At 63.6% G+C, this 18,178-nt stretch carries 21 protein-coding genes and 2 pseudogenes; 17 read left to right on the top strand and 6 right to left on the bottom strand.

Annotated elements, in window-relative coordinates:
• The first annotated feature begins 44 nt into the window (after window positions 1–44).
• The 10 genes from AB0305_RS00115 to AB0305_RS00070 all read left to right on the top strand — a co-directional run bounded on the left by AB0305_RS00115 (window position 45) and on the right by AB0305_RS00070 (window position 7,824).
• Window positions 45–1,136 (top strand): contractile injection system protein, VgrG/Pvc8 family, encoded by a 1,092-nt coding sequence (locus AB0305_RS00115; RefSeq protein ID WP_366170255.1) that lies wholly within the window; start codon window positions 45–47, stop codon window positions 1,134–1,136.
• Window positions 1,133–1,801 (top strand): phage baseplate assembly protein V, encoded by a 669-nt coding sequence (locus AB0305_RS00110; protein ID WP_366170253.1) that lies wholly within the window; start codon window positions 1,133–1,135, stop codon window positions 1,799–1,801. The genes AB0305_RS00115 and AB0305_RS00110 overlap by 4 nt, the downstream gene beginning before the upstream one ends.
• Window positions 1,798–2,178: a hypothetical protein gene (locus tag AB0305_RS00105; protein ID WP_366170251.1), complete on the top strand. Its 381-nt coding sequence runs from the start codon at window positions 1,798–1,800 to the stop codon at window positions 2,176–2,178. Before AB0305_RS00110 ends, AB0305_RS00105 begins: the two co-directional genes overlap by 4 nt.
• Window positions 2,175–3,314: a baseplate J/gp47 family protein gene (locus AB0305_RS00100; protein ID WP_366170249.1), complete on the top strand. Its 1,140-nt coding sequence runs from the start codon at window positions 2,175–2,177 to the stop codon at window positions 3,312–3,314. Before AB0305_RS00105 ends, AB0305_RS00100 begins: the two co-directional genes overlap by 4 nt.
• Window positions 3,314–3,982, top strand: a complete 669-nt coding sequence (locus AB0305_RS00095; protein WP_366170247.1) for a hypothetical protein — start codon at window positions 3,314–3,316, stop codon at window positions 3,980–3,982. Before AB0305_RS00100 ends, AB0305_RS00095 begins: the two co-directional genes overlap by 1 nt.
• Before the next feature lie 74 nt (window positions 3,983–4,056).
• Entirely contained in the window at window positions 4,057–5,718 is a 1,662-nt protein-coding gene (locus AB0305_RS00090) for a hypothetical protein (RefSeq protein WP_366170245.1), read from the top strand.
• 3 nt (window positions 5,719–5,721) lie between these two features.
• Window positions 5,722–6,285, top strand: coding sequence for a hypothetical protein (locus AB0305_RS00085; protein WP_366170243.1), 564 nt, complete (start codon window positions 5,722–5,724; stop codon window positions 6,283–6,285).
• Window positions 6,286–6,345: 60 nt separating this feature from the next.
• Window positions 6,346–6,756 (top strand): hypothetical protein, encoded by a 411-nt coding sequence (locus AB0305_RS00080; protein ID WP_366170241.1) that lies wholly within the window; start codon window positions 6,346–6,348, stop codon window positions 6,754–6,756.
• The gene (locus AB0305_RS00075) at window positions 6,749–7,315 is read left to right on the top strand and encodes a glycoside hydrolase family 19 protein (protein ID WP_366170239.1); all 567 of its coding nucleotides are present in this window, start codon (window positions 6,749–6,751) and stop codon (window positions 7,313–7,315) included. Before AB0305_RS00080 ends, AB0305_RS00075 begins: the two co-directional genes overlap by 8 nt.
• On the top strand, window positions 7,312–7,824 hold the full coding sequence (locus AB0305_RS00070; protein WP_366170237.1) for a hypothetical protein: 513 nt from the start codon (window positions 7,312–7,314) through the stop codon (window positions 7,822–7,824). Before AB0305_RS00075 ends, AB0305_RS00070 begins: the two co-directional genes overlap by 4 nt.
• Window positions 7,825–7,873: 49 nt before the next feature.
• Here AB0305_RS00070 and AB0305_RS00065 read toward each other — a convergent pair whose 3' ends face one another.
• Window positions 7,874–8,041, bottom strand: coding sequence for a DUF6726 family protein (locus AB0305_RS00065; protein ID WP_366170235.1), 168 nt, complete (start codon window positions 8,039–8,041; stop codon window positions 7,874–7,876).
• A gap of 412 nt (window positions 8,042–8,453) precedes the next feature.
• Here AB0305_RS00065 and AB0305_RS00060 point away from each other — a divergent pair, with 412 nt between their 5' ends.
• The 5 genes from AB0305_RS00060 to AB0305_RS00040 all read left to right on the top strand — a co-directional run bounded on the left by AB0305_RS00060 (window position 8,454) and on the right by AB0305_RS00040 (window position 13,063).
• Window positions 8,454–8,837, top strand: a complete 384-nt coding sequence (locus AB0305_RS00060) for a hypothetical protein (protein ID WP_366170233.1) — start codon at window positions 8,454–8,456, stop codon at window positions 8,835–8,837.
• A gap of 181 nt (window positions 8,838–9,018) precedes the next feature.
• Window positions 9,019–9,345: a hypothetical protein gene (locus AB0305_RS00055; protein WP_366170231.1), complete on the top strand. Its 327-nt coding sequence runs from the start codon at window positions 9,019–9,021 to the stop codon at window positions 9,343–9,345.
• Window positions 9,346–9,397: 52 nt separating this feature from the next.
• A complete protein-coding gene (locus tag AB0305_RS00050; RefSeq protein WP_366170229.1) occupies window positions 9,398–10,063 on the top strand; it encodes a DUF1345 domain-containing protein in 666 nt (221 codons plus the stop codon).
• A complete protein-coding gene (locus AB0305_RS00045) occupies window positions 10,060–11,085 on the top strand; it encodes an AI-2E family transporter (protein WP_366170227.1) in 1,026 nt (341 codons plus the stop codon). The genes AB0305_RS00050 and AB0305_RS00045 overlap by 4 nt, the downstream gene beginning before the upstream one ends.
• A 712-nt stretch (window positions 11,086–11,797) precedes the next feature.
• Entirely contained in the window at window positions 11,798–13,063 is a 1,266-nt protein-coding gene (locus tag AB0305_RS00040; protein ID WP_366170226.1) for an MFS transporter, read from the top strand.
• A gap of 8 nt (window positions 13,064–13,071) precedes the next feature.
• Here the strand turns inward: AB0305_RS00040 and AB0305_RS00035 are convergent, their stop codons facing one another.
• From AB0305_RS00035 to AB0305_RS00025, 3 genes are all read right to left on the bottom strand, one after another.
• Complete coding sequence (locus tag AB0305_RS00035) at window positions 13,072–13,761, bottom strand: phosphoribosyltransferase (RefSeq protein WP_366170225.1); 690 nt, start codon at window positions 13,759–13,761, stop codon at window positions 13,072–13,074.
• Window positions 13,754–14,314 (bottom strand): HdeD family acid-resistance protein, encoded by a 561-nt coding sequence (locus AB0305_RS00030; protein ID WP_366170223.1) that lies wholly within the window; start codon window positions 14,312–14,314, stop codon window positions 13,754–13,756. Before AB0305_RS00030 ends, AB0305_RS00035 begins: the two co-directional genes overlap by 8 nt.
• A gap of 162 nt (window positions 14,315–14,476) precedes the next feature.
• On the bottom strand, window positions 14,477–15,103 hold the full coding sequence (locus AB0305_RS00025) for a LysE family transporter (protein ID WP_366170221.1): 627 nt from the start codon (window positions 15,101–15,103) through the stop codon (window positions 14,477–14,479).
• A 102-nt stretch (window positions 15,104–15,205) separates the two neighbouring features.
• Here AB0305_RS00025 and AB0305_RS00020 point away from each other — a divergent pair, with 102 nt between their 5' ends.
• Window positions 15,206–16,072, top strand: a complete 867-nt coding sequence (locus tag AB0305_RS00020) for a LysR family transcriptional regulator (protein ID WP_366170219.1) — start codon at window positions 15,206–15,208, stop codon at window positions 16,070–16,072.
• A gap of 12 nt (window positions 16,073–16,084) precedes the next feature.
• On the opposite strand, the gene AB0305_RS00015 is transcribed toward AB0305_RS00020, so the two are convergent.
• Window positions 16,085–16,357: a hypothetical protein gene (locus AB0305_RS00015; protein WP_366170217.1), complete on the bottom strand. Its 273-nt coding sequence runs from the start codon at window positions 16,355–16,357 to the stop codon at window positions 16,085–16,087.
• 789 nt (window positions 16,358–17,146) lie between these two features.
• Here AB0305_RS00015 and AB0305_RS00010 point away from each other — a divergent pair.
• Window positions 17,147–18,034: pseudogene (locus AB0305_RS00010) on the top strand (aldehyde dehydrogenase family protein); the annotation flags it as partial.
• A 51-nt stretch (window positions 18,035–18,085) separates the two neighbouring features.
• On the opposite strand, the pseudogene AB0305_RS00005 reads toward AB0305_RS00010, so the two are convergent.
• A pseudogene (locus AB0305_RS00005) lies at window positions 18,086–18,178 on the bottom strand (protocatechuate 3,4-dioxygenase subunit beta); the annotation flags it as partial.

The following is an 18,178-nucleotide window of genomic DNA, read 5'->3' as shown; positions in this document are numbered from 1 at the left end:
GTTCTCATCAACCGGATAGCCCCGCCATGCGGGGCTTTTTTCTTATGAGCCTGAACAAGCTACCCGTGATACCCGATGTGCGGCAGCCACGCACGATCGTGAAGGTGGGCGGCGAACGTGTGCCCGCGTGTGTGAGCTGGTCGGTCCTGAGCAACTCGTATGAGCAGGCGGATACGTTCCAGATCACGCTGGCGGCGAGCGCTTTGCCGCCAGATCGCGACGCGAACTGGTTTTCCAGCCAGCTTGCGCTAGAGGTCGAGATCTTTGCCGGCTTTCCGCCGAATCCGCTGCAATACGACGAGACCGCGCTGCAAAGCCTGATCTATGGTCGCGTGGATAGTGTCGAGTTGGACCCGGTGTCCGCACAACTGACGCTGAGCGGCCGGGATCTGACGGCGTTGTTCATCGACGCGCAGGTCACGCTGCAGTTTCAGAACATGACGGCGTCGAAGGTTGCGAAAAAGCTGGCCGCGGCACACGGCTTGCAAGCCATCGGCCCGGAGACGAAGCGGCTGATCGGCAAGTCCTACGCGCACGACAACGTCAGCCTGACGGCGCAACGCACCGAGTGGGACCTGCTTGCCGCGTTGGCGCGCGAAGAGGACTTCCTCTGCTACGTGAGTGGCAAGGCGCTCTACTTCGCGCCTCGCTTGCAAGGACCCGCGTTGCCCTACGAGTTGCGGTGGGCGCGCGACGAGAACGGCAACCCGGCAGCCAACGTGTCGAGCCTGCAGCTGTCGCGCGACCTGACGGTTGCCAAGGGCGTGACGGTGGAAGCGCGCTCGTGGAATGCGAAGCAAGGCAAGAAGTTCACGGCCCGCTACAGCAATGCGCCTGAGGGTGGCAAAGGCCAAAAGCCGACACACACCGTCGAGCGTAACGGACTCGACCAAGCCGGCGTCAAGCACTTGGCCAAGCAGAAGTTCGACGAGGTCGCGCAGCACGAAATGAAGCTGCGTGCGCGCTTGCCTGCCGACCACCTCCTCACGCCCACCGACATCGTCAGCCTGACCGGCACCGGCACGAACTTCGACCAGGGCTACCTGATCGACAGCATCACACGCAGCATGAGCCTGAGCGAGGGCTACGTGATGGAGGTGTCGGCCAAGAACATCAACAAGGACACGAGCCAATGATTCAACAGCTTCGCAACCAGATGGTGCTCGCCGCGATGATGGCGCAGTCCAGTCGGGCGGAGAACCGCATGGGCATCGTCACCAGCTACGACCCTGGCACGGCCTCTGCGCGTGTACGCCTGCAACCTGAAAACACCGCCGACCCGGAGCGCTCGCTGACCGGCTGGATGCCTGTTGCCACTGCCTGGGTCGGCAATGGCTGGGGCATCGATGCACCGGTCAGCCCGGGCGATCAGGTAGAGGTGCAATTCCTCGGCGGCGACATCGAGAACGGCGTCATCTGCGCGCGCCTGTTCAGTGATCAGGCGCGGCCCACTGGCGCGCAGTCGGGCGAGTTCTTCCTGACGCATGCCTCGGGCTCCAAGCTGCAGTTCCACAACGACGGCACGGTCACACTCATCAGCGCGGGCACGCTCACCAGCCAGGCCACGCAGTGGAATCACACGGGGCCGGTGCAGATTGACGGCACGCTGGTGGTCACGCAAACCATCACCGGTCAAGCGGGGATGGCGGTGTCGGGCAACAACGGCACGGGCAACTCGATGAGCATCAGCGGCAACACGCAGTTCAGCGGACAGGTGTCGGCCAATGGCCACCGCATCGACGACACGCACCGCCATACCGGCGTGCAGTCTGGGTCCAGCAACACAGGGAGCGTGGCATGACGCAGCAACTTCTGAACGACGTGAACCACTGGGTGGGCGGCGACATCACGGTGTCGCCCACCGGCGACCTGGGTCTCGCCAGCGCGGACCTGCGCACGCAACAGCGCATCGTGCGGCGCCTCGTCTCCAACCCCGGCGACTACATCTTCCACACCGACTACGGCGCAGGCCTGCCGCAGAAGATTGGCGAGACGCTCGACGTGCCGGCGCTGCGTGGGCTGATTCGCTCGCAAATCCTGCAGGAGGCGGGCGTTGCGCAAAGCCCCGAGCCGCAGGTGGACGTGGCGGCCATCACCGGCGGCGTGAGCGTACGCATCTTGTACAGCAGCGCGATCACGCGCGAGCCGGTGTCCCTTCAATTCAATGTGAGCAAATGATCCATATGTCCATTCAGACACAAGACTGGGTGACGCTCGTGCGCAACCAGGTGGCAGCCATCCAGGGCTATGCCAAGGTGCTGGTCGATCTGACGGTCGGGTCGGTGCTGCGCGCGGTTGTTGAAGCCAACGCGGCGGTCACGGTGTGGCTACAAGGGTTGATCCTGCAGCTGCTGGCGATTACGCGCGCCTCCACTTCAAGCGGAGCCGATCTCGATACGTGGATGGCCGACTTTGGCCTCAGTCGACTCGCTGCGGTGCCGGCTACAGGTAGCGTGACGTTCTCGCGCTTCACGGTCACGCAGCAGGTACTGGTGCCGCTCACGGCGGTGGTGCAGACGAGCGACGGCACGCAGCAGTTCAACGTGGTGGTCGACACGACCAACCCTGCCTACAGCGCCACGCTCGGCGGCTATGTCATTGCCGCCGGCACAGCCAGCGTGACCGTGCCGGTGCAAGCCGTGACACCCGGTGGAGCGGGCAACGCGGTGGCGGGTGCGGTATCCACCATCGTCGGTGCAATCTCCGGTGTGGATACCGTCACCAACGCAGCGACGTTCGTGAACGGCGCAGATGCCGAGCCTGACACGGCGTTCCGCTCGCGCTTCATCGCCTACGTTGCGAGCCTGTCGAAAGCCACGAAGACGGCCATCGGCTCCGCCATCGCAGGCGTCAAGCAAGGGCTGACATACGTGATCCTGGAGAACCAGACTTACGCAGGCTTGCCGCAGAACGGCACGTTCATCGTGATCGTGGATGACGGTACCGGTGCGCCCACGTCAACGCTGCTTGCCAGCGTGAGCAATGCGGTGGATGCCGTGCGACCGGTGACCAGCACGTTCTATGTGTACGGGCCGGTCGTCGTCAACGCGACGGTCTCCATGAGCATCGCCACCGCACCGGGCTATACGCATCAGGCCATTGCGGCGCAGGTGCAGGCAGCGTTGCTGAGCTACATCAATAGCTTGCCGCTGGGCACGGCGCTGACGTATTCACGGCTGGCGCAGGTGGCGTATGACGCTTCGCCCGCGGTGACTAACGTCACGAGTGCGCTGCTCAACGGCAGCACCGCCGACTTGCCGGCCACCAGCCTGCAAGTGATCAAGACCACAGCCAACTCCATCACGGTGACGTAATGGCAACCGGTGACCAACAAGACATCTTCGCGCGCATACGCGGGTATCTGCCGCGCTGGTTTGGCGACGTGGCGCAGTCGCCCATCCTCAACGGCTTGCTGCAGGGCCTGGCGTATAGCGGTGCCTACGTCTATGGCCTGTATGCCTATGCGAAGCAGCAGACGCGCATCCTGACCGCCACCGACGGCTGGCTCGACATGATTGCGGCGGATTTCTTCGGCCTGTCGATACGGCGCAAGACGGGGCAGTCCGACGCATCGTTCCGCGCCAACATCGTCGCCAACCTTTTCCGTGAACGCGGCACACGCAACGCCATCATCCGCGTATTGACGGACCTGACCGGGCGTGCGCCGACCATCATCGAACCCAGCCGCCCGGCAGACTGCGGCGCCTACGATGCGCCCAACAGCGGCTACGGCATGGCCGGCGCGTACGGGCAGGTTTCGCTGACGTACCAGGCGTTCGTGCAGGCGTATCGCCCGCTGGGCAGCGGCATCCCGAACGTGGCGGGCTACAACATCGTCACCACTGGCTACAGCGTGCCGTCGCAAGGTGAATACGTCGACCCGTCGATGAGCAGCAACACCGTGTCGGATGCCGACATCTACGCCGCCATCGAATCGGTGCGGCCCGCCGCCTCGATTATCTGGACGCGCATCAGTTCGTAGGCGCGCACCCACGCGCTTTCCTCACCACCGACAGCCCGGCAACCCGCCGGGCTTTTTTCTTTTGGAGAACAGTCTTGGATCGTCAGATTGTCTACAGCGGCCAGGTGCCGCAAACCACGGACCTGCTCAACACCAACCGGCAGACCATGATCGCGCTGGCAAAGCTGTGCGCGGATTTGTTCGGCACGTCCACCGTCGTCTCTGGCCTGGGCTGCGTGCCCACCACACCCGCATCGATGAGCGTGACCATCAACCCCGGGCAGATCTACCAGCTCGCCAATGTGGATGGCACGGCGTACAGCGCGCTGCCGGCGGACACGGCACACAGTCTGCTCAAGCAGGGCATCCTCATGGATGCGCAGTCGTTCATTCTCTCGGCACCCGCCACGGCCGGCTACAGCCAGAACTACCTGATCCAAGCCGCGTACCTGGAGAACGACATCAACAACGTCGTGCTGCCGTACTACAACAGCGCGAACCCATCGCAGGCGTTCAACGGGCCGGGCGGCAGCGGCAATGCGCAGCCGACCACGCGTGCGGGACAGGTGTCGTTGCAGCTCGTCGCGGGCACGGCCGCAGCCACCGGCACGCAGACGACGCCTGCTGTGACGGCGGGCTATGTCGGCCTCGCCATCATCACGGTGGCCAATGGGCAGAGCACGATCACGGCGGCCAACATCACCGCTTATCCGAACGCGCCCACTGCGCCGACGGGCGGTTTCCTGGCGGCGATTGGCGAGCGTTACTCCAGCATCCAGAACGTCGCCACATCGAGCACGCTCGCCACGGCGGCGCTCGGCGCACTGGTCAACGTCATCGCCACTGGCCAAACCATCACGCTACCGCCAGCAGCCAACTGCCCGAACGGCACGAGCATCTGCGTGACGTACATGCAGGCCAGCGGCTCGACCACCGTCACACGCAACGGCACCGATACGCTCGCGTTTGGGCAAGGCAGCAGCGCGAATAGCCTCACGCTGAGTCCGGGTGAGGCGGTGCAGTTTGTGTCCAATGGGGTGAATGGGTGGGTGAGTGCTGGGCAGACGTTGACCACTGGGGTGACGCCACCGCAGTTTGATAACAGTACTAAGTTGGCTACGACGGCGTTTGTCAAACAGAACGGTGCATCGTTGTCGGACGTGGTTGCAATTAGCAGCGCGGCAACTATGGATGCGATATATGCAAACAAGCTCGTCGTTTTTCAAAATGCGATTTCGAACTTTGCTGTAACGCTTCCACTAGTGGCCGGCTGTTCGGTCGGTACGGTTCTTCGATTTCTGAATATCACTCCATACAGTATTACGCTGGCCCGCTCTGGTTCAGACACGATCAATGCGTCGGCAACATCTCTCGTTATTGGTCCCGGCGATACGCTGACGTTAGTAAGAAGTTCAACAAATACAGTCTGGCTATCCGTTGATGGGTCCGCAAATTTAGCGCTGTCTTCAGGCGCATTCGGTTCCATCCTGTCAGGTAACGGCTATCAAAAGCTTCCTAGCGGTTTGATTTTGCAGTGGGGGATGAACCAGGGAACCACGGCCTCCTATCAAACGTATTCATTTCCGATCGCATTTCCGAACAACGTCTATTCAATGACTGTGACCACAAACAATGTCACTACGCTCTATACAGGGCGAGTCAATGTTCTTTCGCTTTCACAGTTCCAGATCGGTAACTCCAACGGTCAAGGTTCTTGGGCCGCAGACTTCGTTTCCTGGATCGCAATTGGGCGCTAAATCATGACCACAAAATTTGCAGCATATGACCCGAATGGCCACATCACGGCCTACTACGACAGCATCGATAGCCCGGTCCCCGAAGGCGTGACTAATGTCATCGAGATCACGCAAGACGAGTGGCTTGCGTGCATCAATAGGCCCGGCTATACGGTGGTGAAGGGAGCGTTGGTCGCACCATTGCAGCCGACCAACGAGGAACTGCTGACGCAAGCGCAAGCGACGCAGACAGCCATGGTCAGCACCGCGTGCGCCGAGGCATTGACCACCGGCTTCACATCCTCCGCACTAGGCGTCGCACTCACCTACCCATCCCAAGACAACGACCAACGCAACCTGCAAAGCGCAGTCAGCGCAGCCGCTACGGCCTCGCCGGGCTGGACCATCCCCCTCTGGTGCACGGATGGCGATCACTGGTCCTTCACTTCGCACACCGCCGCGCAGCTCCAGCAAGTCAACGCTGACTGGCTGGCCCACCGCGTCGCCGCGCAGCAGAAGTACGCCGACCTGATCGCCCAGATCAACGCCGCCACCAGCATCGAAGAGGTGCAAGCCATCCACTGGTAAGCACTTATCTCAGCAACACAGCCCGCCTTCGCGCGGGCTTTTTTCTTTTCCGGGGGAACCATGTCTGAACCCATCAGCAGCAGCGCCGCAGCGGGGGCTGCGGGCGCGGCGGCCTTCAAGGCGCTTGGCGGGTCTGCGGCCGTGGCGGTTGCCGCAAGCGCGCTCGCCACCATCGTCGTCATGGTGATGACGTTGCCACGCGCACGCGGCGAGTGGGCCGTGGCGCTCATCTCCACCGTCATCGCCAGCGTGGGCGGCGGGGCCACCGTCATCCAGTACTTCGGGGTGGCGCATTGGATCGGCTCGGCCAACGGCGCCATGGCACTCGGCGGCATCTATTTCGTCTGCGGCCTGCCGGGCTGGGCGATCGTGCGCTGGGTCTTCAACTTCATCAACAAGCGGCGCGATGCCGACCTCGCCGAGGTCGTCGACGACGTGCGCGAATCCATGCACAAGGTAAGCCATGGCTGAACCGCTTCTGACTGCGGCGCAACTGCGCGCCGTTATGCCCAATGCCGGCGGGCGCGCCGATGTGTTCGCCTCCGTCCTGGCCGATGTGCTGCTGTTCCGGCAGATCAACACGCCCGCGCGCATCGCCGCGTTTCTTGCGCAGGTCGGGCACGAATCGGGGCAACTGCGCTACGTGCGTGAACTGTGGGGGCCAACGCCGGCGCAACGCGGCTATGAGGGGCGCGCAGACCTCGGCAACACGCAGCCCGGCGACGGCAAGCGCTTCCTCGGCCGCGGTCTCATCCAGATCACGGGCCGCGCCAACTACCGCGCCTGCGGCATCGCACTGGGTTTGGATTTGGAAGCGCAGCCCGAGCTGCTGGAACTGCCCGAACACGCCACCGCATCGGCCGCGTGGTTCTGGCTGCGCAACGGGCTCAATCGGTTTGCCGATCAGGACACCGACGCCGCCTTCGTGCAACTGACGCGCCGGATCAATGGCGGCACAAATGGTCTCGACGATCGACGTGCGCTGTGGGCGCGGGCCCGCGCCGTACTTGCAGGAGGGGCTGCGTCATGAGCCTGCTTGATCCGCGCTTCTGGGGCGGCGCCATCCTCGCGTTGGTGCTGGCGTTCGGCCTCGGCTACGGCGCGGGCACTCTGCATCGCCTGCATGTCGAGCGATCGCGCGCGTTGCAAGCCAAGGTGGTCGCCGCACAAACCGAAACCCGCCAGGCCAACGTCACCGCCCAGGTGGGCGATCAGGCTGCGCAAGCCCAGACGCGCATCCAGACCGTGTTCCGAGACCGCATCCTCTACCGAGATCGCGAGGTACCCCATGAAGTCGTTGTGCACGACGATGCTGCTTGCCGCATCCCTGGCCGCTTTGTCGGCATGTGGAACTCCGCCAACCGCGCCGAGCTTCCCACCGCCGCCGGGCTCCTTGATGAAGCCGCCAGTGGCGTTGTCCTCTCTGACGTTGAAGCCCAGCACGAGCGCGAGGCTGAAGCCTTTCACGCCAACGCCCAGCAACTGAAGGACTTGCAGGCGTGGGTAGCGGGGCAGATAGAAGCGTCGCAGCCTCGATAGATGTTCGGTGTAGCGGCTTGCACGGGCGCCAGCATTGCGCTGGCCGCCCTCAATCGATGATGTCTGCGCAGGCGTCCGTGGGCGCGGCGGCCACGTGTCCAACCAGCGGCACCATCTTCAAGCCGGCCGATGCCACGCGGCAGGGCGCGGCAACCACGCCACAACCGGAGAGGAGTGCGGCGCTCAGCAGGGCGGCCGCCAGCAAAAGACGTTTCATCGTGCGTGCGTTCGAAATGAATGTTGCGCAGTGTGGCACAGAGTCACACGCTCACTTGTGCGCGTTTGTATCCGGAGATGACAATCCCCACGCAGGCCGCAGCGATTGTGCGATGCGGGAAGACGCAACAATCGTGGTGGTTCGTTGAGCGCACAACGCTGGCTTTTGCTAGAAAAGTCACATGATTGGTTTGCGCAAATAAAGCCGACAAGCCTTGCTGTAAGCCACGAAACCACTGTTGGCGCGGGTTTTCCCGTAATTCCAGATATCACAACAATAAATTGTCTGTCGCGACATTTATTGTCTGAACAGGCTCGCCTACGATGGCTTTATCGAATGCGGCGCCGCAGCGAAAACCGGTCTCGAAACGAGCCACTGCCCGACGCGCTGCGCCCATCCCGGAGAAGACATCATGAAAGCCCAACGCACCCTGATTGCAGCCCTGATCGCCCTGGCCGCCGTGCCCGCCCTGGCCGCCACGAAGTTCGACGTGTACACGCAAGGCGCCGCCGCCGGCCAACGTTTCGACGTCTATACGCAAGGTGCCAAGGCTGGCAGCAAGTTCGACCCGTATAGCGAAGGCGCCAAGGTGGGTGACAAGTTTGATCCGTACACCCAAGGCGCGCTGGCCCGCGCTGGCAAGTTCGATACCTACACCGAAGGCGCCAAGGCCGGCAGCAAGTTCGACCCGTACACCGAAGGTGCACTGGCCCGTGCCGGCAAGTTCGATACCTACACCGAAGGCGCCAAGGTCGGCGACAAGTTCAACCCGTACACCGACGGTGCTGTTGCCTAAGGCAGTGCCTGGAGCCGCCAACGGCTCATCGGCTCAGCAAGACGCCCGCATGTAGCGGGCGTTTTTCTTTGGGCGCGGCACATGCTGCCATCAACAGCAGGTATAAATGCGAGCCCGTACGGTATCGATGAACCCCGCGCTGCCGACGGCGTCTGACGACCATGGATGCGCAAGACCCTGCATGATGCAAGCCCCACACTCTCTTTCTTGTCTTTGCCGCAAAGCCCGCACCTTGGGCGGCCTCTCTGCGCTGATAGCGGCCACCGCATTGGCCGGTTGCGCTACGGTCACACCTGGCCCGTTCCAGATCACCGTGCGCGATACCGACGATACGGTGCTGGAGCAATTCCAGTTTCAAGCGGGGTCCTATGACTCGCTGGAGATTGCCATCATTGGTATGTGCCGCGTGTACCCGGAGGCCATCGTCACCGCCGACCAACTGCAAACGCACGAACGGGTGCAGGAGCGTTGCAAGCGTTCCTTCGCGTCCATGCTGACACCGTCTTGAAGCGGCTACCATGTGGCCTCAATTTGATGCTTCGAACGCACAAGAGGCCCATGTGACTGCGCAAGACGAGTCCTTTCCGATTTCACGATTTGCCGCTGCCCGGCCACGCCTGCTGGTGGCGTTTGCGCTGGGCGCGATCGTCGGCGTGGTGGCGCCCGCGGGGCAGGGCTGGCTCACACGCACGCTGCTCGGCTGGGATGCCGCAGTGTGGACTTACCTGATCCTGATCTCCGTGATGATGCTGCGGGCCGATCCGCGCCGCATCCGTGCCGTGGCCCGGCGTGAAGACGCGAGCGCCTCGGCGGTGCTGGCGGTGGTGTGCCTGGGTGTGATCGCCAGTATGGTGGCGATTGCGTTTGAGCTTGTGACGGCCAAGTCCGCGGGCCATGCGCAGGCTTGGCACTACGCCCTGACCGGCGTGACGGTGGTGGGCGCGTGGTTGATGGTGCCGATGATGTTTACCGTGCACTACGCGCACCTGTACTACCGCACGCCGAACGCGCCCCCGCTGCAGTTTCCCGACCGTGAACTCGAGCCCGATTACTGGGATTTCCTCTACTTCTCCTTTACGATCGCGGTCGCCAGCCAGACGGCAGATATCAGCATCCGTTCGCGCGCCATGCGGCGGGCGGTGCTGGGGCAATCGCTGCTGTCGTTCTTTTTCAATACGAGCATTCTTGCGCTCTCCATCAACATTGCTGCCAGCCTGTTTTCATGACGAAGCTTCCCCCCAATAACCACGCCCGTGCCATCAAGACGGTCAGCTATGTACTGGTGGCCGCCATGATCGTGACGGTGCTCTGGCTGCGTCTGCTGCCGGCCGCCATTGCGGGTTTTCTGGTCTATGCGCTGGCGCGCAAGCTGGAGGCGAGGCTGCGCCAGCGGCGCGTGTTTTCCCGGCATGCCAAGGCGTTGGCGGTGGTCGGGGTGTTCGTGATCGCCACGCTCATCCTCGCGGGCATCGGGCTGGGCATTGGCCGACTGGTGGAGCATGGGCATGGGCTGGAGGGCATGCTCACGCGGGTGGCCGATGTGCTGGACAACCTGCGTGCTTCGCTGCCGGCATCGGTGGCGGATTACATCCCCAACTCCGTATCGGACCTGCGCGTGCGCCTGGTCGAGATGCTCAAGGAGCATGGTCATCAGGTGTCGACGGTCGGCATCGACGGACTGCGCCACAGCGTGTTGGCGCTGATCGGGCTGATCCTGGGTGCTATGGTGGCGTGGTCGGACAGGCCAGACCCCGCGCGCCACAAGCCCCTTGCCGCGGCGCTGCTGAACCGCCTGGGCCGGCTGACCGCAGCATTTGAGGCGGTGGTGTTTGCGCAGGTGAAGATCTCCGCGCTCAACACTGCGCTGGCGGCGATCTATCTGATCGGCGCGTTGCCGCTGTTCGGGCAGCACGTGCCGTATTCCAAATCGCTGATCCTGCTGACCTTCGTGGCGGGGCTGATTCCGGTGGCGGGCAACCTGATCTCCAACACGGCCATCGTGGTGATGAGCGTGACGGCATCGCTGGAGTTGGCGGTGGCCTCGCTCATCTTCCTGGTGGTGGTGCACAAGCTGGAGTACTTCGTGAACGCGCGCATCATCGGCAGCCGTATCGATGCGCGCGCGTGGGAGTTGATTCTCGCGCTGATCGTGATGGAGGCGCTCTTTGGCGTGGGCGGCGTGATTGCCGCGCCGGTGCTGTACGCCTACATGAAACGCGAACTGACGGACGCCGGGCTGATCGGCTGACGCGCCAGTGCAAGGGTGATGCGCCAGCGCCCCCGCGCTGACGGCATCGGCAGAAAAGAGCGCGCCCTACGGGACGAGGGGCGCGCAATAACTCGCTGACCGAGAGACGTCAGCGAGCCGAGGGTCGGTACGCGGGGACGAAGCGGGCGGTGGGCGCGTGGCGGTGCCGGTCAATTCCACCGCTTCGGACGTGACGAAGCAGCAGACGACGCGGTCGTCGAGCAAGGCCAGATAGAAGAGGTCTCCCATCGCGCGGCATAGCGTTCCCGTTAGCAGGATGTTCATCGCTCCCCTCCCTTGGCCGACCAATGTGCAGCATCGGCTGGATGCGCCACCGGTTCGGATTGCGGAGCGCTTGTGTTACTGCATTGGCTCCGTCTTGGCCGTTAGCACTGGCGCCAGGGCGCCGTGCAGCGGCCTATGCTGGCGAGTATAGAAAGCGTCTCCTGAGCGGCCATGCTCCGAACGGAGTAGCCGCGCGCGCGAAAATGGCTAACAGGTTAGCTACCTGCCAAGGCAAGCGCGGCGCGGGTTTGTGGGAAATCGGTGCACCACGGAACGTGAGTGGCGCGGCATGGCCTGACGCTTCTGCCTGGACAGTAAATTGTCCGATTTGCGCTAATCATTGTCGAACTTGCGGTAACGCGCCTGCACTATTTAGGCGCATGATTGACGGCTCCTCGCTGCAATTTTTTGACCGCAAACATTCCCCATGGAAACCACCGCAAACGGCTCCGCCGCTGATTTGCCCAATACTGTGGCAACCCCCGTTCCGCAGGTCAGCGCTGCCGGTACGACCGGCTTTGGCGTGATCGGCGCCATCAGCTTCGCGCACTTTCTCAACGACATGATGCAGTCGTTGATCCTGGCGATCTATCCGCTGCTCAAGGGCAACTTCCACCTCGATTTCTCGCAGATCGGGCTGATCACGCTCGTGTATCAGATCACCGCCTCGCTACTGCAGCCGATGGTCGGGCTCTATACCGACAAGCATCCGAAGCCGTATTCGTTGTCGGTAGGTATGGGCTTCACGCTGGTGGGGCTGGTGCTGATGTCGGTGGCGCCGAACTTCGGCACGTTGCTGCTGGCAGCGGCGCTGGTAGGTACGGGCTCGTCAATCTTCCATCCGGAATCGTCGCGCGTGGCACGCATGGCATCGGGCGGGCGGCACGGGCTGGCGCAGTCACTGTTCCAGGTGGGCGGCAATGCGGGTAGCGCCATGGGGCCGCTGCTGGCGGCGCTCATCATCATGCCGTATGGGCAGCACAGCCTTGCGTGGTTTTCGATTGCGGCGCTCATCGCCATCTTCGTGCTCTATCACGTGGGCGGCTGGTACAAGCGCGAGCGGGCTGCGGGCCATGGTCGCAAGGCGGGGGGGCGTGCGCATGCGGCGGTCCAGCTGTCAGGCCAGCAGGTAGCGTTTGCCATGATGCTGCTGGTCGTGCTGCTGTTCTCCAAGTACTTCTACCTGGCGAGCCTGAACAGTTATTACACGTTCTACCTGATCACCAAGTTCCACCTGTCGGCGCAGACGTCGCAGCTGTTCCTGTTCCTCTTCCTGTTCTCGGTGGCGGTGGGCACGATCGTGGGCGGTCCGATTGGTGACCGCGTCGGCCGCAAGGTGGTGATCTGGGTATCGATCCTGGGTGTGGCGCCGTTCACGCTGCTGCTGCCGTACGCCAACCTGTTCTGGACAGCGGTGCTGACGGTCGTTATCGGGCTGGTGCTGGCCTCGGCGTTCTCGGCCATCCTCGTGTATGCGCAGGAGTTGATTCCCGGCAAGGTGGGAATGGTGTCGGGTCTGTTCTTCGGGTTTGCGTTCGGGCTAGGTGGGATCGGTGCCGCGGTGCTCGGCAAGCTGGCCGATGCGACCGACATCTACAACGTGTATCACCTGTGCTCGTTCCTGCCGCTCATCGGGCTGCTGACGGTGTTCCTGCCGGACATCGAGCGCAAGGGGCGCCTGCACACAGCCTGAATCGCACGTTAAGGGCCGCGTTGTCTGGCATCTGCCAGCAGCGCGATCACTTCGCTGTCTTCGGTCTGCTCGAAGTCTTCGTAGTACTGGCCGACGGCCTGGAAGCTGAAGTCTGGCGCGGTGATGAGACACACGGCCTCGTCCACTTCGGTGCACAACGTGCGCCAGGTGGTCTCCGGCGCGACCGGCACGGCGAGCACCAGCCGCCCTGGGCCGGCACGCCGCACCGCTGCCAATGCTGCGCGTACCGTTGCTCCGGTGGCGATGCCGTCATCCGTGACGATGACCGTGGCACCGGCAAGCGGCAACGACGTAACACCATAACGCGCACGGCGGCGTTCCAGTTCGGCCAACTCGCGCGCCGTCACCGCATCGAGATACGCCTGCGATGGCTGCAGGGTCTGCATCAGCTCGATGTTCCATTCGACATGCGGCGGCATGCCAGCGCCGCAATCGGCCAGCGCACCGAGCGCCAACTCCGGTTGCAGCGGTGCGCCGAGCTTGCGCACCAGCAGCACGCCAAGCGTTGCCCCGAGCGCTTGCGCAATCGCGTGTCCGACCGGCACGCCACCGCGCGGTAAAGCCAGCACGATGCGCGGTGCTGGCAGGTCGAGCGTGGCTAATGCATCGGCCAGTTGCCGGCCGGCATCCGCGCGATCGCGAAAGGGTGTTGGCATGATCGCGCGCGCATCAGGCAAACGCCCGCGCCGAGCCGCTGCGGCCCCATTTGCGCACGCGCAGCGCAGCGAAGACCAGTGTGGCGCCCCACACGATGGCCCATGCGCCAATCCACCACAGCACGGCCAGCACCCCGGCTTCCGGCCGCCACAGCAGCCACCCCGCCAAGACCACGCTGGCGATGCCGCCGAGGATTAACCACCACTCGCCGGCAAGCTCTTCGCGCAGGCGTACCGCCACGATGATCTGCAACACGCCGTGCGCAAGCAGCCACGCGGCGATGTACAGCAGCAGGCCCAACGCCGTCACCGCTGGGTTGAGCAGCGTGAGCACGCCGACCGCGACCCCAAGCAGCCCTTGCAGCAATACGGGCCAGCGGTCGCGCGGCATGGCTTGGCGGCCGAATGCGGTCATCAGCAGCAAGCAGCCTTCAACCAGCGCATACGCGCCAAACGTGAGCACCAGCACGGCCAGCGTTGCCGCTGGCTCTACGAATGCGCCGATGCCGACCGCCAGCGCACACAACCCGCGCAATGCGAGCACCCACCACAGCTTGGAAAGCGTATGCAGCATGAACCACACTCCTTGGTCGAAAACAAAAAGCGACCGCGCGCCGGGGCGCGGCGGGCGATCGCTCGTCGTTTCAAGGTAGTGCAAGGCGTGGCTAGGCTCAATCGCCGTGGAGCAGCGCGTGTGCACGCGCGGTCGCATTCGGCGCATTCTTTTTGGGCGACGTTACGCCAGTCGCGCCACGCCCAATGCCAGCCCAAGCCCGATCAGGACCACGCCGATCACGCGATCGACCATCTGCTGCCGTGCCAGCAGCGCGCGCCGCAACGCACCCGAGGCGAACACCATGGCCACCAGCACAAACCACGCCGCGTGCGCCATTGACATGAACAGCCCGTAGCCGAATTGCGCGGCCAGCGGCGTGTCCGCATGCACGACTTGCGTGTACGTGCTGACGACGAACAGGGTGGTCTTGGGGTTCAGGGCGTTGGTGAAAAAGCCCATGCGCAGGGCGGCGCCGGTCGATAGTCCGTGGGGCCTGTCATGGCCCGAGGCGGCATCGCCGGGCAGGGCGGCCTTGGCCGACCACGTCTTCCAGCCGATCCACACGAGGTACGCCGCGCCCACCAGTTTGAGGGCATGCAGCAGTGCTGGCGCATGTGCAATCAGTAGCCGGACACCGAACATCGTGTAGAGCACGTGCACCTGCACGCCAAGCGCAATTCCCGCTGCGCACAGCACGCCCGCGCGCCGGCCGTACAACAGGCTGTTGCGCGTGACCATGGCAAAGTCCGCGCCGGGGCTGATGACAGCCAACAGGGTGATGAGAGCAACAGCAAGCAGTTCGGCCATATCGACACGTCATTGCAAAGTGGGAATGCGCCGATTCTGGCCGAGCGGGCCACCGTGGAAAATCGATTTATGATGCCGCTTTTACATGAGAAAAACTGACAGATGGCACTGCCCCCGCTCAACACCTTGCGTGTCTTCGAAGCCGCCGCGCGGCATGCGAGCTTCGTGCGTGCCGCGCAGGAGCTGCATGTCACCCATGGCGCTGTCAGCCGCCAGATCCGGCAGTTGGAGGCGTCGCTTGGGGTGGCATTGTTTGAGCGCCGCAACCGCGCGGTCTTCCTGACGCCAGCAGGTGAGCAGCTACGGGCTGCGGCGGCGGATGCGTTCTCCATTCTCACGGATAGCATTGACCGGATTGCGCGACGGGCAACGTCGTCCGCGCTGGTGGTGTCGTGCGAGCCGACATTGGCGATGCGCTGGCTGATTCCACGGCTGTCACGCTTTCAGGCGCGGCATCCGGCCATTCAGGTGCACTTGTTTACGGCGGGCGGCCCGATTGATTTTGCGCGTACCGGCGTAGACGTGGCACTGCGCCGCAATGACTTTGCCTGGCCGGAGTACGTGTGCGCAGAGGCCATCTGCGAGGAGTGGATCGGCCCCGTGCACGCGCCGCAGGCCGATGCCGCCGCACGCCGTCGCCTGTTGCATACGGCAACACGCCCCGATGCCTGGCAGACGTGGCGGCGCGTTAGCGATACACAGCGCGCGCGCGCGCGCGCGCCCGAGGCGCGCTTTGAGCATTTCTATTTAAGCCTGCAGGCGGCGATGGCGGGGCAGGGTACCGCCATTGCGTCCAAGCTGATGGTGGGGGACGACCTGACGGATGGGCGGCTAGTGGCGCCGGAAGGCTTTCGGCGCGATGGCTCGGCGTATTACCTGTTGGCGAACGCGCCGATCAAGCCAGACACCCCGGCCGGCGCGTGGCTGGCTTGGCTGCGCGAGGAAACCGCCGCAACGCTGGCGGTTTAAGCGGGAGACGGCTTAAGCCGCAGCATGCCGCCCCGCTCGCAGAATGTCGCGAATGGTGGCCAGATACGCCTCGCCCACGGCACGGTTGAGCGGCCGTGCACGGCTTGCCCGCTTGCGCGGCGGTGGCGTCAGGCCCAGCGTGCGGCAGACATCAGATGCATAGGGCCGGCCGTGGCCCTCCATGCGTATCACCACTTCGTTCAACGCCTGTTCACCCAGGCGCTCGCGCAGCCAGAGCACCGTCTGGCGGTCGTACTCGTTTTCGATGCGGATCAGGTCGTCCATGGTGTGGGCTGTATAAATGTACAGTTACTGTAAATATATACAGCTCTTCCTGGATTTCAAGGGCCGTGTTGTGTCGAATGACATAGTTTCTGCGACTGACGACACATTAAGCGAAACGGGCAGACACAGTTAATGCGACCGTTTGCATCTGCCGGGTTGCGCAAGGCGACCGGGATGTGGGGCGATAGCTGGCGACTGCTCGTTGTATGACGACCGTGCGGCTGACCTCGCGTCACCAATGAGCAACCCTCTGGAACGCCGCGATTGCGCAAGAGTGGCGTACGACCGTTACCGTACTGGACTAGCGAACACCAAACCATTGTCCCCTTGGTAGGCGTCGGCCAGTCTCGCCTCTCCTTCAGCCGCTCAAGCCCGCGTACGCGGCAACGAAGTGCCCGCTTCGATGGTCAAGCACACACGCGTGCAAATACCTGCGCTTGAGCCGTCCGACGACTTGTCCAGTAACACGCCCACACAACTCGACACCACATCAGCGGGCGTGCTTCCGTTGGTGTTTTCCCTAGCTCTTGTTGCGTTGAATTTAGGCCGACTTGCCGTTAGTATTTGGCCGAATCAACGTTATTTTTAGGCCGGCTGTACGCAAACATGACGATGTGTCGAGGCTGGCGGCTTGCATGGTGGCGCTGCAACTGATTGCCATCGTTGCCTTTGCCAGGCGTCGTCGTGAGGTAGGGACGTCGTCATGGGCGGGCCGAGGATGCGCGGCCAAGACAACCATCCCGCCGCATAGCTTGCCCGTCCGCCTTCTGTGAAGAGTCATCTATATCAATGCAGTTCAACGTAATGAACCACGACACCCAAGCTACTGCAGCGCTCGAAGACCGTCTGCGCGACCCTTCATTGTTTGAAACGCGCGCCTGGTTGGCTTCGGGGTGGCAAGAGGCATCCGGTGGACGCTCGTTTGCGGTGACCAATCCTGCCACGGGCGAGATCCTGGCCCGTGTGGCCAGCCTGAGCGGTTCCGAAGTTGAGTCGGCCATCACGGCCTCCGCGCAAGCGCAGGCCGTGTGGCAGCGCCGCAGCAGCCACGAGCGGGCCAAGCTGCTGCGTGCCTGGTTCGATCTGATGATTGCCAACGCTGACGACCTGGCGCTGATCATGACCTCGGAGCAGGGCAAGCCGCTGGCCGAAGCGCGCGGCGAGATCCTCTACGCGGCGTCGTTTGTGGAATGGTTCGCGGAAGAGGCCAAGCGCATCTACGGTGACGTCGCAGCGCATCCGCAGACCGATAAGCGGATCCTCGTCATTCGCCAGCCGGTCGGCGTTTGCGCGGCCATCACGCCGTGGAATTTTCCGGCAGCGATGATCACCCGCAAGGTGGCGCCAGCCCTTGCCGCGGGCTGCTCGATCATCGTGCGGCCGGCCGACCTGACGCCGCTGACCGCGCTTGCGCTGGCAGTGCTGGCCGAGCGTGCCGGCATTCCTGCCGGCGTGCTCCAGGTCGTGTGCGGCCCGTCGCGCGAGATCGGTGCGGTCCTGACGGCCAGCCCGGTTGTGCGCAAACTGTCCTTCACCGGCTCGACCGAGGTTGGCCGGGTGCTGATGAGCCAGTCATCGCCGACGATCAAGCGGCTGTCGCTCGAGCTGGGCGGCAACGCGCCGTTCATCGTGTTCGACGATGCGGATCTCGATGCCGCCATTGAAGGTGCGATGGCATCGAAGTACCGCAACAGCGGCCAGACCTGCGTATGCGCCAACCGCTTCCTGGTGCAGGCTCTTCGTGGGGTGCCGGAGGATGCTGCTGCGGTACGGGGGGTAGTCCAGCCGCGGCTGGATTTCCGCGGTGGCGCCGTTGGCGCG

Source organism: Arthrobacter sp. NPDC080086 (assembly GCF_040702285.1).
This window is presented reverse-complemented; position numbering and strand designations above follow the sequence as displayed.